Consider the following 13389-nt stretch of genomic DNA (forward strand, 5'->3'; position numbering starts at 1 on the left):
GCTTGCAGGAAGAGGTCGAAGATGGGGGCGCACGTCGGCGCGCTCAGGGGCATATGAGCAGTTTGCCTATTTTTCAGCGGCTGCGGACGGGTGTTCCGCGTTCAATGATGCTATCTCCGTTCGAGCCCCTGGCTTTGCCGGCCTGGATTGTCCTCGTCCTGGGCTTCGCCGCGGTCGCCGCAACGCTCGCGTTTACGCGGTTCGAAATTCGCGCCGAATTGGGCATGCCGGTCGTCTCATCATGTCTGATGCTTCCCACCATCGGGATGCTGGCGCGACGCTATGGCATGCTTGCCGTGTCCGATTTTCTGCAGGCGAATGGCGCTCTCGCGCTGATTTCGTTGTTGATGCAGATCGGCTGCTTCTTCATCACGCCCCTCGCAATCGGATGGGCCGATACGACGCTCGCGGCTGCTGATGAGCTACTGCGCTTTCCCTGGTTGCGGATATTCCACTGGTTCCAGAATCATCCAGACGCGCTCGATTGGAACCGTCTGCTCTACCGATGGCTGATGCTTCAGCCGTCATTCGTCGCGCTACTGTTAATCGTCACGAAGGAACGCGAACGGCTCTGGACCTTCGTCAATGCGTGGGCCGTGGCTCTGGTGATCACGCTCGCTGTCTACATCTTCTTCCCGGCACGCGGGCCCTTCTGGCTGAACCACATCGCTCCGCATGACCTGCCCGGATTGACCAGCGAGCTGCCGTGGAAATTCCCCCAGATAATTGAACATCTGCGCGACGGGTCGCTGCGCGTGATCAACCGCGAATTTGGCACGGGGCTGGTTTCGTTCCCCAGCTTTCACGCCTGCGGCGCTGTATTGCTCGCCTGGGCAATGTGGTCGCGACCCATCCTGCGTTATCCGTTTCTCGTGCTCAACATCGGCGTCGCTTGGTCGGCAATCATCAGCGGTGGCCATTATTTTGTCGATCTGCCCGGTGGCGTCGCCGTTGCTCTGCTGTCGATCGTCCTCGTCGAGCGGGCCGTCAGGCCGGAACCCGCCAGCGGTACGTCAGGTTCACCCGGCGCGACAGCAGCAGATAGGGGAGCCAGATCGCGACGCTGATCAGCACTTTCTTGAGATTGCCCTGGAGCATGTCGGCGAGCGACGCGCTCACCGATTCCGGCAGGTTGGCGACATTGCCCATCACGCGCGCGATGCAGATCTGCATCAGGACGTCGATCGCCCAGACCGCGGCCAGGAAGCGCGGAAACAGGGGCACGTGGCGCAGCGCGAGGACGAAGGCGAGGCCGTAGAGGCACGACAGCAGCACCAGGTCCGCCAGCATCATCGCATAGAGGGTGCGGAACCAGTCGGGCGCCATGCCGCCCAGGGCCGGGATGCCGGTCAGGAACTCGAAGGTGCGGATTGGGACGTTGATCAGGATGCCGACCAGCAACGAGGCCATGAACCCGGTCGCGCCATAAAGCGGCATCGATCGCGCGGTGACCGCGTCGACCCGGCGCCAGCGGCCGACCCACGCCAGGCGCTGCGTCGGCTGGGCATGGAGCGCCGTCGCCGGAAAGGCGGACAGGCCGAGCAGGACGGTGACGATCGGCGCGACGACCAGCAATAGATAGGGAAGCGCGTTGCCGAGCTCGTCGCCCGGCGTCAGGATCGGCGTCGCGGAGAATGCGACCCTTAGGCCGCAGGCAGCGCCGGCGAGCAATACCCAGATCAGCATCAGCCGGGGCAACCCGACCTCGAGCTTGCAGACCAAGGCAAGGCTGCGCGCGGTCAGCGCACGGCCGGCCGGGTATTCGCTCAACGACCGCATCCCACCCCCTTTGACTGTTAACAAGAGTATCAACCGAAATCGTTGCCGTCTCGTAAAGGTTCCGGGCGGGAGTTGCCGAGTGTTTCTTTATGGTGCGGGGGAGGGGGCGAGATTCAGCCCTGTGCGTTGCGGTCAGCTTCCAATCCTTCCCCGCCAGGGAGGTGTCGGCTAGGCTAGGACTCATATTCCTGGCGCCATCCCCGCGGAATCCTCCCGCCGCTCCAACATACTCCGCAGCTTACTCGTCCGTCACCCAGCGCACCTCCCGTCACCCCAGCGAAAGAACATCGGGTTGAGCATGCCCCGCATGCTCAAGGATCGTCCGGGGGACGATCCGACCCGATGTTGGTCTCTGGCGGTGACGCGATACCGCTTGAGATCCCAGCTTTCGCTGGGATGACGAATTTTGGAAATGGATCGCTTTAAGAACAACGGCTTATTTGGGTTCCCAACCTAGGGCCGACGGAGGGGGGAGGAAGCACGATGGCGAGTGTGTCGCCGTCCGCCCCCTCCGTCAGCCTGGCGGCTGCTACCTCCCCCTGGCGGGGGAGGATTTGGTTGATGCCTATCCTCGCCAGTCCGCACGTCACCAATTTGATCGGAACTCGGCGCGCATCGGCCGCCACGCGCGACAATCGGCATATATCCTTCGGTTGGGCGCCGTGGGCATCGCCCTGTTTTGATTCTCTAACTTTTGTTCCGCGACTCACCGCCGATTCGGTGCGTTCCGTCGCCGAGTCGCGTCGAGTCGGCCATGTCGATTCCATCCAAGCGTTAAAAATATTACTTAACAAAACAATAATCGAATATATGTTGGTAACTATATAACAAAGCACCGCTTGGCGTTCGGATCGCGCGGGGGGCAAAGGCCAGGGATCGGGTTCAAGTACAGGCTGGACCTGGCGTCGGAAACCAAAGTTATATCCGCGAATTATTTTCGACGTTTTACACTATAGATTTTATGTCTGACTTCAGACTGAAAGTTTTGTCCCAATAATAAACAGCGAAAAACACAAGTATATTGATTCGATATATCCAAGGATATATGCGTAATAACCGTGGCTATAGCCTATATTCGGTAGGTTACCTGAATTGGTTAATGAATGGTAAAATATTCTTCTTGCGTTTTTGGCTACCTCGTCAATCATTGGGTCATCGTTCATTTGTCCGGGAGGGGGCAGCGAACTGTGACTTGCCGGGGTTCATTGACCACGATCGTGTTGGCGATCGGCATCGCACTGCTTCCGCAGGGCGTCGCCGCGCAAACGGTCTACGCCGCGGGGCAACCCGGGGTGGTTGGCGGCAATCGCCAGCTGCCGGTGATGGTCACCGCGTCGGTTGGCGGCCATTGCGGCTTCGCCACCGGGTCCGCGCCTTCGGGCACCTATACGCAGCCTGATTTCGACGTCGTCGGTCTCAACCACGATTTCTCGTTCGCGCTCGATTGCACCGGGCCGTCGCGGGTCGCGGTGGTCTCGGCCAATGGCGGCCTGCTGACCGGCGGCTCGGTGCCGACCGGTTATACCACGCTCGCGCCTTATGACGTGGCGCTCAACGTGGTTGGATCGACCGCGACGGCGACGGGGTCGTGCGCGGTCTCGACGCTGACCGCCACATCCGGCGCGCCTTGCACGTTCCGCGGCCCGGTCAGCCAGTCGCAGGGCCTGCTGCTCAATTCGACGTCGGTCAATCAGCCCGGCACTTACCTCCGCGTGACCGCTCCCGCTTATGCCGGATCGAGCGCGCTCGTCGGGGGAACCTATTCCGACACCTTAACGGTGACGGTGAGTGCGGCGTCATGAGGATGCCCGCACAAACGTCCGCTTTTCCCGCCCTCGGGGGAACCGGCCGATCTTCTACCGAGGGTGGGCGGAACGGTCCGGGGGGGCAGTGCTCGCCAACGGCAATATCTTTGAAAAGGAACGGTAAAGTGAACAAGTTCATGCTTATGGCGCTCGGCGCCGGTTCGATGATCGCGATGGCCGCTCCGGCCGCCGCGCAGACGGTCACTGGGACGATCAACATCAACGGCAGTGTCGCCAACAAATGCTCGGTCCTGCCCGGCTCGGGCAGCACCTTCGGCGGCACGGTCGCGCTTGGCGAACTGGCCCAGGCCGACGGCACGATGGCGACCGATCTAGCGACCCGCTTCAATGCGGCCGCCAACGCCGCCCAGCTCAACTTCCGCGTGGTGTGCAACACCGCCAATCCGACCGTCGCGGTCGACGCGACCGAGCTGACCACGCCGGGTGTGGCGCCGACCGGCTATGCCTCGCGCATCGATTATGCCGCGCATGTCGCCGTCGCGCTGACGCCGTCGGGCACCGACACGTTCAGCAACGACAGCCGCAACGCGGCGAGCGCCGCGACCGCGACCACCGGCCGCATCGCCAATAACGGCAGCACCAACGTCAGCGTCACCGCCGACACGTTCGGTACCGCCGCGCTGACCGACCTGCTCACCGCGGGCTCGTACACCGGCAACATCTCGATCGTCATCGCGCCCGGCGCCTGATCGATCTTCAACTGGGGAATGTTGACATGAAGACCTCGATCCTTGCCGCCGCAGCGGTCATCGCCGCCACGGCAGCGTTTCCCGCCGCCGCGCAGAATGCGACGGGTACGGTTACGATCAACGGCTCGGTCGGCGACCGGTGCCAGTTCACCTTGCCGTCCGACGTGATCAATGCCGGCGAGCTGTCGCTGCAGGGATCGGGGGCTACTGCGGGCAAGCTGGATCCCAGCAAGCTCGACGGCCAGACCCGCACCTTGCAGGGCTGGTGCAACGGCACTGCCGCCACGATGAGCGTGGAGGCGCAGCGCCTGGTCAACACGACCTTCACCACCACGCCGCCGGCCGGTTTCGACCGGGTGGTGAATTACACCGCGACCGCCGCCGCCAATAGCGCCAACGCCACCGACACGTCGGTGACCGACGGTGCCGGCAGCGCGGTTCCGGTGGGTCTGTTCTCGGGCGACGTGAAGGTCACGCTGTCGGGCTCGACGAGCCCCACCAGCGGGCTGCTCGTCGCGGGCGATTATTCGGGTCAGGTCCTGGTGACGCTGGCGCCGAGCATCTCGCTGCCCTGAACGGTTCTGACGGAGAAGCTGTGATGAAGCGCCTCGCTCTTACCCTGCTCGCCGCGGTCGCCCTTCCGGGTATCGCGCACGCCCAGGCCACCGACACCGCAACCGCCGATGTCGGCGTCGCGGGCACGGTCGCCAAGCTGTGCACGCTCGGCACGCCGACGCCCGCGCCGGTCGATGTCGGCCAGATGGCGAACACGTCGGGAGCGAGGGTCGGCAAGATCGCCGTCATCGCACCGCGCACGGTCACCTTGCCCGGCTCGTTCTGCAACTTCGCGGGATCGGCCATCACGGTGACCGCCACCGCTCTGGTGTCGAACGATGCCAGCTCGGTCGAACCCGGCTTCGCCAAGGCGGTCAATTATACCGCCGCCGTGGCGAACTGGGCGGCGGGATCGGCGACGGTCACCACCGCCGCCACCGCCGGGGGCGGATCGCCGACCGCGTCGGCGACCGGACCGACGCAACCGGCGCCCAAGGTCGCCGATCTCGACGTGACCTTGTCCAATTTCACCGCACCGTCCGACTTCCTGCTCACCGCCGGCGCCTATAGCGGCCTGGTCGTGGTCAAGCTCGGACCGGTCGCTTCGGGGGGAGAGTGATCATGACGCGTAACCTGAAAAGCCTGGCCGTTCTGTCGGCGGCAGTGGTCGCGATCGCCTGGAGCGGCGCCGCCGCTGCCCAAAGCGAAGGCGGCAGCGACACCGACACCAAGGAATTCGCGGTGGTCGGCAACGTGCCCGCAATGTGCGTCGGCGGAACGATCGCCGGTACCGGATCGACGTTCGATATGGGCGTGCTGATCGACCTCAACACCGGCCTGTTGCGGAACGACCTGGCGGCACCGCCCAAGGTCCTGTCGGGCTCGTTCTGCAGCGCGCGCAGCACCATCACCGTCAACGCGACACCGATGGCCGCGCAGACCTTTACCAGCACGCCGCCGGCCGGGTTCTCCCGCGTGGTCGATTATACCGCCACCGCTAGCGGCTGGACGACGACACCCGCCGCCTTCGCCACCGGCGCGGGCAGCAACCCCGCAGCGGTGCAGACGCGCGCGACGGCGTTTTCGGGCGACATCACCGTCTCGGTCGGCAGTTTCTCGACCAATGGCGGCGCGACCCAGCGGCTGGTCGCCGACACCAATTATCAGGGCAACGTCACCGTCACGTTGGCCGTGGCGTCCTGAGATGTCACGCGGCTTCCGCCTTGAAACGGTCTTGGTCGTCGGCGGGCTTATCGCCTGGGCATCCCCCGCATTTGCCCAGTCGACCGTGGCGACCAAGACCCTGCCGGTTACAGGCAACGCCCCGCCGGTATGCGCGGTGGGCTCGCCCCGGCTGGCGGCGGGTAGCCAGATCAATTTCCGCGGGCTGAGCGGCAACACGCTGCAGATCGACCAGATGATCGATCCCACCACGCTGGCGGTCAGCGCCGCGTCGGTCGACGTGAAGTTCGACGCGGTGTGCAACTATCCGCACCGGCTGCGCCTGGAATCGCAAAATAACGGCCTGTGGCCGACCCTGCAGCGCACGCAGCCGCCTGCGCCCGGTTTCGGCTCGGCGGTGCCCTATCGCGCGACCGTGATGTGGGGCTTGGTCAATGGCGTGCTCAACGCCGATGCCCAGGCGCGCCGCGTCAACGACCAGCAATTCAATATCGACCTGCCGACGGCGGGCGAGATCGACCTCAAGCTCAACATCGCGCCGGGCGCGTCCAACGCCCGCGACAATGCCCCGCTACTGGCCGGCGATTATGCCGACACGATGCGGATATTCGTGGAGCCGCGCTGATGCACCGCATCGCCCTCATCGTGCCTGCTTTGCTCGCGACCACCGTCGCGGCGCACGCGCAGAACGTCATCGATACCGGCCAGAGCCGGCTGGAGATCGCCGGGCGCGCGCCGCCGGCCTGCGTGCTCAACGCGCCGACCGCGACGGGCGGACAGAATGCCAGTTTTTCGGGTACCGGCGCGACGAGCGGCGAGATCCTGATCACCGAGTTCGGCGATCCGCTGACCGCGCAGCCGCGTGGCGCCGCGATCAACCTGTCGTTGCCGGTGATCTGCAACGCCCCGCACCGGCTGACGGTCACCAGCCGCAATGGCGGGCTGCTGCGCGACGGCGGCAATGCGCGCAACCGGCAATCGCCGACCGGGTTCGGCGAGTTCGTGGGATATCAGATCAGCGCGACTTGGGCAGGCCAGAACGCCAGCGTGCTGACCACCAACAACAGCGTCCTCGCGATCGCGACCGCCGATGGCGGCGCGGGCGACATGGGCCTGACGATCGCGGTCCCGCCGGGGGGCGGGCCGCTGGTCGCCGGGCGCTATGCGGACACGGTCACGGTTCTATTCGAAGCAGCGTTCTAAACGACCCAGCGGGAGGGGGAAGTGAAGAGAATGAAAAGGATATTGATGAGTGCGGCCTTCGCGGCCGGCCTTATCCTGCCACAGCAGATCGCGGTGGCGATGACGGTTCAACCGGTCATCATCAACCTGAAACAATCAGGCAACGGGATGACTCAGATCATCACCGTCGAGAACACGTTCGCGACGCCGTTGCCGGTCGAGCTGCGCGTGCAATCGCTCGAGTTCGACGAGAACGGCGTCAAGGAAACGGGCAAGGATCCAGGCGATCTGCTGATCTTTCCGCCCCAGGCGCTGATTCAGCCGGGGCAGACGCAATCGTTCCGCGTGCAATATGTCGGCGACCCAGAGCTCAAGACCAGCAAGCATTATTACGTCACGGTGGCGCAGCTGCCGGTGAAGCTGCCTGCTGGTCAGTCGGCGATCCAGATCCTGTACAATTTCCAGGTGCTGGTCAGCATCGCGCCGATGGGCGCGAAGCCGGCGATCAAGGTGCAGAGTGCCGAGATCGGGCATAACGACAAGGGCAAGCCGATTCCGCTTGTCACCCTGTCCAACACGTCGGCGGCCTATGGCTATCTGTCGGAAGGACGGCTGCGGATCGTCGAGAAGGATGCCGCAGGCAAGGAAGTGTTCCGCCGCACCCTGTCGGGTCCGGAGACGCAGCAAACGATTGGGTTCGGATTGGTGGGGGCCAACCAGACGCGGCGCATGTCGCTGCCGATTGAGTTGCCGGTTGATGGGGGCAGTGTCGATGTCAGCTTCACGCCGGACGGCTAAGCGGCTCCAGAGCCGCATGATCGGCGTGATGCTCGCGAGCGCGAGCATCGGCGGCCTGTGCGCGCCGGCACGAGCCAATAGCGACAGCCAGCAAAACACGGTGCCGCAAGCGCAGGAGCGGCGCGTCACGATCGACGCGCCGAACGCACCGACCGATCAACCGCAAGCCACGCTCAATCCGACCGGACGCGACATCGTCCTGACGGTGCCGGTCAAGGACGGCGGGACATATCTCGGCGACATGCCGTTGACGATCACCGCCAACAGCAAGCTGGAATTTCCGGCGCAGCGCCTGCTCGACTTGCTGTCGAACGTCCTCAACCAGCAATCCTTCACCGCGATCCAGTCGAGCCTGTCGACCAAGGCGGTGCTGACCCCGGCCGATTTCGAGGCCGCGGGTGTCGGTATCCGCTACAATCCACAGACGCTCGAGCTCAACCTGACGATCGCCGCCGAACGCCGCGCGTCGCGGTCGCTGACGGTCAGTCCACTCGACCGCAACCGGGTCGGCACCTTTGCCGCGCCGGCGAATTGGAGCGCCTATCTCAACATCCGCGGCTCGGAAGATTATATCCATGCCGGCGGCGACAAGGGCTTCGCCTCACCGATCTTCTCGCTCGACGGCGCGACGCGGATCGGCGGCGTGGTCGCCGAGGGCGAAGCGATCTGGCAGCCCGGATCGAACGGCGTCGACTTCCAGCGGCTGGGATCGCGGCTCGTCTATGACGACGAGAAGAATCTCGTACGCTGGACGGCGGGCGACCTGCAGACCGTCTCGCGCGGTTTCCAGTCGGCGCCCGACATTGCCGGCCTGTCGATCTTCCGCTCGTACAGCGTGCTCCAGCCGCAGCAGCTGGTCCGCCCGCGCGGCGACCGCAGCTTCCAGCTCAGCCGGCCGTCGACCGTCGAGATCCAGGTCAATGGCCAGATCGTCCGGCGCCTTCAACTCGCGCCGGGCACCTATAATCTGCGCGATTTCCCGTTCACCCAGGGGGCGAACGACATCCGCTTGTCGGTGCTCGACGATACCGGGCGCACCGATCTGTTGCGGTTCAACCTGTTCCTCGACCAGTCGCAGCTGGCCAAGGGGCTGAGCGAATTCGGCCTCTATGCCGGCGTGCTCAACCCGCTCGGCCTGCATGGGCCGCATTATACCGACAAATTCGCTTTCACCGGCTTTTATCGCCGCGGCATCAGCGACTTCCTGACCCTGGGCGTCAATGCCCAGGCCGACAAGAACACCCAGATGGGTGGCGTCGAGGCGGTCGTGGCGACGCCGTTCGGTACCTTTGCCGGCAATTTCTCGCTGTCGAACCTGAAGGGGTCGCATACCGGCCACGCCGCGACGCTGACTTTCCAGCGGCTGATCCAGCGCTCGGGCGGGCAAGCCGACTCGCTCAACATCTTCGTCGAGACGCGGAGCCGCTATTTCGCTCCGGTCGGCGTGCTGGTTCCCGACAACCAGTTCCAGTTCGAAGTGGGCGGCGGCTATTCGCATACTTTCAACGAGCGGCTCTATGCCGGGTTCGACGGGCGCTTCTCCAAGGGACGCGGCATCCAACCCGATCTGCATACCTATCGGGTCACCACCGGCTACCGGATATCCTCGACCGCGACGGTGACCGCCGACGCGCGCTGGGAACGCGATACCTTTGGGTCGCGGTTCGGCGGGCTGGTCTCGCTTGTCATCCGGCTCGGCCGCTATTCCACCGCGCGTGCCGATTATGATAGCCGTGGCAACCGAGTCCGGACATCGTTCCAGACGCTCTACGGACAGGGGGTCGGATCGTATAACATGACCGCCGATGTCGAACGCAGCGATGCCGGGTCGGGGATCAACTTCACCGGCAATTATTACACCAACCGCGCCGAATTGGGCCTCAGCCACTTCGGGACGTTCCAGGACACGTTCGGCAGCGTCACGTCGCAGCGCACGTCGTTCCGGTTTGGCAGTTCGTTGGCGATCGCCGACGGCGCCTTCTCGGTAGGACGACCAATCTACGACAGCTTCGCGATCGTTACGCCGTATAAGAAGCTCGACGGCACCAACATCGTCGTCTCGCCGTCGCCGTTCGGCTATACCGCGAACAGCGGCGCGCTCAGGGCCGGCACCGAGCCCAGCCTGAGCTCCTATGCCGAGCGGACGATCGCGGTCGACGCGCCCAATGCAAAACCGGGTGTCGATCTGGGGCAGGGATCGTTCCGACTGCTGCCTCCGTACCGGAGTGGTTACAGGCTTGTGGTCGGATCCGCCTATTCGGTGACCGCGGTCGGTCGCCTGATCGACATTGACGGCGAACCCGTCTCGCTGGTCAGCGGCACCGCGGTCGAACTCGCCCATCCCGAACGCACGCCGATCACGGTGTTCACCAACCGTGAAGGCCGGTTCGGCATCGGCGGACTGGCGCCAGGCAAATGGCGCATCACCATGCTCGACGACAAGAAATCGGTCTTCGAGATCACTATTCCCGGCGACGCGGACGGTCTTGTCCGGGTCGACGAACTCAAAGCGGTCAAAGGGCAGTAAGTATGGCCTTGTCTCTGTTTCGACACGCACTTTTGGGGCTGGCAGTCGCCGCCGGGCTATCTCCCGGCGCGGCGCTCGCCGCCGGCAAATGCGGCCTCACCACGGTCAGCGGCGGTACCGCCAATCTGACCTATGATCCATTCAACGGGACTACGACCTCGATCAACCTGACCGGCGTGCAATTGTCGCGCGTCAACGGCGCGGGAGGCGAGAAGACCGCGAATATCGAATTCTACGTCAAGGGAACCACCGCGGCGCAGAACGGTACCGTGCTGATCCCGATCAGCGCGACGGGATCCGGGTCGGGCGGCCCCACCGGCAGCAACATCTTCTTCGGCACCAACCAGTCGCCGCCGATCCTCAACATCAACGCGGGCAGCCCCGCACCGGGCGTGTTCCGCTGGGCGTTCACCGGCAACAACGCGGCATCGGACATCTTCACGCTCAACCTGACGCTGCAATTGCCGGCCAATCTGAACCTCAACGCTGGATCCACTTTGCCGTTCGACATCGTCTATAGCTGCAATGGCACCGGCGGCGGCGGCCCGTTCACCGATACCGGCACGGTCAGCAACGCGATCGTCGTCAACGTCATCGTGTTGAGCGGCCTTCAGGCGAGCTATGTCGGCACCAATCTCGACTTCGGCGAAGTCGGCAATTTGACCACCACGCAGGTCCTGGCTGCGCCGGCGACCTATACGACGCCGACCACCAATTATATCCGCGTCGCCAGCTCGGGGCCGTACAAGGTCGATATCGCCTCGCAGAACACCTACAAGCTGACCTTCGCGGGCGGCTCGCTGGCCAATGCCAACCAGACGCTCGCTTACAAGGCGCTGTTCCTGGGGCAGGCGCGGACGACCGCCAGCCCGACCTTCACGACGGTCACCTGCGTGCGCGCCGGCACCGACGCGGCGGCCGGCATCCTGCCGATCCGGGCGACGTTGCTCGAAGGCGGGCAAGGCAAGACGCCCGCCTCGGTCTATAGCGACACGATCACCGTCACGGTGACACCGTTATTGTCGACGGTGCCATCGCAACAGAATTGTCCTGCCTTATAGCGCGACGATCCGGAACGAGATCGTTCCCGGCTCGACGCCCTTCGGCAAATCCAGCGCAACCGCGTGGGCAGCAATGCCTGCGCGGTTCGACTTGGTCACGCGGACCGTGCCGTCCTTGCCGAGCGGGAGCTTGTGGCCGTCGACCAGCAGGCTCGCCTTAGCCATGTTCGCCGAATAATCGGCATAGACCTCATAGCCGTTGGGGCTGTTGCAGAATTCGTTGAGCGAGCCCAGCGAGACCTGGCCACCCTGGGCAGGGACCATCACCGCATCGACCGTGGCACGGCACACCACCGGCACGAAGCCGCTGATGCCTATCGTGTACTGGGCCGAACTGACCGCAACATGGGGATCGACCGCCTGGGCGGCCGGAGATGCGACCGCGAAAGCCGCGACTAAAGCAATACAAACGTTCTTCATGTCGGCATCCTTGGATAGAAACGCGAGGATGCTTATGACGGCGACGTGTGAAGATGCGGTCGTCCGGCGTGGTAAAGGCGCGGATAACCTTTGGTGTGGTCTTCCCGGATCGCTGCCGGAAGATGTCGGCAACTAATAGGCCGCGCTCGGCCGTCCCGAACTGAAGCGGTGGCCGTGGCGTGGCCGAGCGCTGACCAAGGACGAAAAGGCTCCGCCAAGCGAGTCAAGGCAAGTCGGCCGTCATCGGGGCACGGCATTCGGCGCCTCGCGATATTTTGTCAGACAAATAGGGTTTCTATCTTTGTTTGGTTGAGGCTATCAAGCCAACCGCAACGGCCCTGATTACAAGGGTAGGAATACGGAGAGGCTGATGGGTTCGGGGTGGCCGTGCGGATTGGATAGCCGTCGCTTTACCGATCGTCGCCGGGCCGAGCTCACCACCGCGGAACGCACCCTGGCGCCGGCCGGCGACGATCAGCGCATTGCCCAGCGTGGGTTTCTCCGGGACAGCCATTGATGTCCGATGTCCGCGTGATCGAACGCGAACGCCGCGACCGACTCGGGGAGGGGCTGCTATGGTCCGCCCGTGAGACCGCGCTCTATTGGGTCGATATCCTCGGCGCGCGCGTCAATCGCCTCGATCTGGCCAGCGGCCGCGTCGACGATTGGTCGATGCCCGACACGATCGGCTGGCTGATCGAGCGCGAGCAAGGCGGGTTCGTCGCCGGGCTCGGGCGTGCCTTCGTCGCGCTGTCGTTCGATCCACTGGTGATCGAAACGATTGTCGCGCCCGAGCCCGAGCGCGACGGCAATCGCTTCAACGATGCCAAGGCGGATGCCGCCGGGCGCATCTGGGCGGGCTCGATGCCGTTGACCTGCGATCGCCCGAGCGGCGCCTTCTACCGGCTCGATCCCGATGGGCGGGCCACCCGGATCGAGAATGGCTATACCATCCCCAACGGTCCCGCGATCGGCGACGGCTTCCTGTTCCACACCGACACCGCGCTCGACAAGATCTTCCGCTATCCGGTCCATGACGATGGCAGCGTCGGCGCGCGCGAGCCGCATATCGTGTTCGAGCCCGATTGGGGTCATCCCGACGGCATGACGATCGATGCCGAAGGCCATTTATGGGTGGCCTGCTGGGGCGGGTCGTGCGTGGCGCGGTTCGATCCGGCGGGCCGGCGCGAGCGGGCCATCGCCTTGCCGGCATCGCAGATCACCAATGTCGCGTTCGCCGGCGACGCGCTCGACCGGATGTTCGTGACCTCGGCCGCCGACGGCGTCGACGAGCCGCAGGCGGGGTGCCTGTTCGAAGTCGACCCCGACTGCCGCGGCATTTCCCCCTATCGTTACCTCGGATGATGGAG

General features: G+C 64.4%; 14 protein-coding genes. 12 read left to right on the forward strand and 2 right to left on the reverse strand.

Annotation, left to right across the window (positions count from 1 at the left end; all coding sequences use genetic code 11):
- Positions 1-53 precede the first annotated feature (53 nt).
- Complete coding sequence (locus tag AC1DQQ_RS14760) at positions 54-1067, forward strand: phosphatase PAP2 family protein (RefSeq protein ID WP_478045607.1); 1014 nt, start codon at positions 54-56, stop codon at positions 1065-1067.
- On the opposite strand, the gene AC1DQQ_RS14765 is transcribed toward AC1DQQ_RS14760, so the two are convergent.
- A complete protein-coding gene (locus AC1DQQ_RS14765; protein WP_478045608.1) occupies positions 988-1770 on the reverse strand; it encodes a DUF2569 domain-containing protein in 783 nt (260 codons plus the stop codon). The genes AC1DQQ_RS14760 and AC1DQQ_RS14765 overlap by 80 nt on opposite strands.
- Before the next feature lie 1214 nt (positions 1771-2984).
- Between AC1DQQ_RS14765 and AC1DQQ_RS14770 the strand changes: the two genes are divergently transcribed.
- The 10 genes from AC1DQQ_RS14770 to AC1DQQ_RS14815 all read left to right on the forward strand — a co-directional run bounded on the left by AC1DQQ_RS14770 (position 2985) and on the right by AC1DQQ_RS14815 (position 11599).
- On the forward strand, positions 2985-3581 hold the full coding sequence (locus AC1DQQ_RS14770; protein WP_478029664.1) for a hypothetical protein: 597 nt from the start codon (positions 2985-2987) through the stop codon (positions 3579-3581).
- Between the two features lie 128 nt (positions 3582-3709).
- Positions 3710-4294 carry a hypothetical protein gene (locus AC1DQQ_RS14775; RefSeq protein WP_478029665.1) on the forward strand — a complete coding sequence of 195 codons (585 nt, stop codon included), beginning with the start codon at positions 3710-3712 and terminating at the stop codon, positions 4292-4294.
- A gap of 26 nt (positions 4295-4320) precedes the next feature.
- Positions 4321-4869: a hypothetical protein gene (locus tag AC1DQQ_RS14780; RefSeq protein ID WP_478029666.1), complete on the forward strand. Its 549-nt coding sequence runs from the start codon at positions 4321-4323 to the stop codon at positions 4867-4869.
- A gap of 23 nt (positions 4870-4892) precedes the next feature.
- Positions 4893-5468 (forward strand): hypothetical protein, encoded by a 576-nt coding sequence (locus tag AC1DQQ_RS14785; RefSeq protein ID WP_478045609.1) that lies wholly within the window; start codon positions 4893-4895, stop codon positions 5466-5468.
- A 2-nt stretch (positions 5469-5470) separates the two neighbouring features.
- Positions 5471-6052 carry a hypothetical protein gene (locus AC1DQQ_RS14790; RefSeq protein WP_478045610.1) on the forward strand — a complete coding sequence of 194 codons (582 nt, stop codon included), beginning with the start codon at positions 5471-5473 and terminating at the stop codon, positions 6050-6052.
- A 1-nt stretch (position 6053) separates the two neighbouring features.
- Complete coding sequence (locus AC1DQQ_RS14795) at positions 6054-6656, forward strand: hypothetical protein (RefSeq protein WP_478045611.1); 603 nt, start codon at positions 6054-6056, stop codon at positions 6654-6656.
- Positions 6656-7234, forward strand: coding sequence for a hypothetical protein (locus AC1DQQ_RS14800; RefSeq protein WP_478029670.1), 579 nt, complete (start codon positions 6656-6658; stop codon positions 7232-7234). The genes AC1DQQ_RS14795 and AC1DQQ_RS14800 overlap by 1 nt, the downstream gene beginning before the upstream one ends.
- Positions 7235-7279: 45 nt before the next feature.
- Positions 7280-8011, forward strand: coding sequence for a fimbria/pilus periplasmic chaperone (locus AC1DQQ_RS14805; protein ID WP_478029671.1), 732 nt, complete (start codon positions 7280-7282; stop codon positions 8009-8011).
- Positions 7986-10538 carry a fimbria/pilus outer membrane usher protein gene (locus tag AC1DQQ_RS14810; RefSeq protein WP_478029672.1) on the forward strand — a complete coding sequence of 851 codons (2553 nt, stop codon included), beginning with the start codon at positions 7986-7988 and terminating at the stop codon, positions 10536-10538. The genes AC1DQQ_RS14805 and AC1DQQ_RS14810 overlap by 26 nt, the downstream gene beginning before the upstream one ends.
- Before the next feature lie 2 nt (positions 10539-10540).
- A complete protein-coding gene (locus tag AC1DQQ_RS14815; protein WP_478029673.1) occupies positions 10541-11599 on the forward strand; it encodes a hypothetical protein in 1059 nt (352 codons plus the stop codon).
- Here the strand turns inward: AC1DQQ_RS14815 and AC1DQQ_RS14820 are convergent.
- Positions 11594-12019 (reverse strand): hypothetical protein, encoded by a 426-nt coding sequence (locus AC1DQQ_RS14820; RefSeq protein ID WP_478029674.1) that lies wholly within the window; start codon positions 12017-12019, stop codon positions 11594-11596. The two genes, AC1DQQ_RS14815 and AC1DQQ_RS14820, sit on opposite strands and share 6 nt — an antisense overlap.
- Before the next feature lie 516 nt (positions 12020-12535).
- Between AC1DQQ_RS14820 and AC1DQQ_RS14825 the strand changes: the two genes are divergently transcribed.
- On the forward strand, positions 12536-13384 hold the full coding sequence (locus tag AC1DQQ_RS14825; RefSeq protein WP_478045612.1) for an SMP-30/gluconolactonase/LRE family protein: 849 nt from the start codon (positions 12536-12538) through the stop codon (positions 13382-13384).
- Positions 13385-13389: the final 5 nt, after the last annotated feature.

This window comes from Sphingomonas sp. P4_G3 (assembly GCF_056401105.1).

Excerpts from the sequence above, each read along its gene's own strand:
- AC1DQQ_RS14760 (WP_478045607.1), top strand. The coding sequence starts at position 54 with ATGAGCAGTTTGCCTATTTTTCAGCGGCTGCGGACGGGTGTTCCGCGT.
- AC1DQQ_RS14780 (WP_478029666.1), top strand. The coding sequence starts at position 4,321 with ATGAAGACCTCGATCCTTGCCGCCGCAGCGGTCATCGCCGCCACGGCA.
- AC1DQQ_RS14785 (WP_478045609.1), top strand. The coding sequence starts at position 4,893 with ATGAAGCGCCTCGCTCTTACCCTGCTCGCCGCGGTCGCCCTTCCGGGT.
- AC1DQQ_RS14790 (WP_478045610.1), top strand. The coding sequence starts at position 5,471 with ATGACGCGTAACCTGAAAAGCCTGGCCGTTCTGTCGGCGGCAGTGGTC.
- AC1DQQ_RS14795 (WP_478045611.1), top strand. The coding sequence starts at position 6,054 with ATGTCACGCGGCTTCCGCCTTGAAACGGTCTTGGTCGTCGGCGGGCTT.
- AC1DQQ_RS14800 (WP_478029670.1), top strand. The coding sequence starts at position 6,656 with ATGCACCGCATCGCCCTCATCGTGCCTGCTTTGCTCGCGACCACCGTC.
- AC1DQQ_RS14805 (WP_478029671.1), top strand. The coding sequence starts at position 7,280 with ATGAGTGCGGCCTTCGCGGCCGGCCTTATCCTGCCACAGCAGATCGCG.
- AC1DQQ_RS14810 (WP_478029672.1), top strand. The coding sequence starts at position 7,986 with ATGTCAGCTTCACGCCGGACGGCTAAGCGGCTCCAGAGCCGCATGATC.
- AC1DQQ_RS14815 (WP_478029673.1), top strand. The coding sequence starts at position 10,541 with ATGGCCTTGTCTCTGTTTCGACACGCACTTTTGGGGCTGGCAGTCGCC.
- AC1DQQ_RS14820 (WP_478029674.1), bottom strand. The coding sequence starts at position 12,019 with ATGAAGAACGTTTGTATTGCTTTAGTCGCGGCTTTCGCGGTCGCATCT.
- AC1DQQ_RS14825 (WP_478045612.1), top strand. The coding sequence starts at position 12,536 with ATGTCCGATGTCCGCGTGATCGAACGCGAACGCCGCGACCGACTCGGG.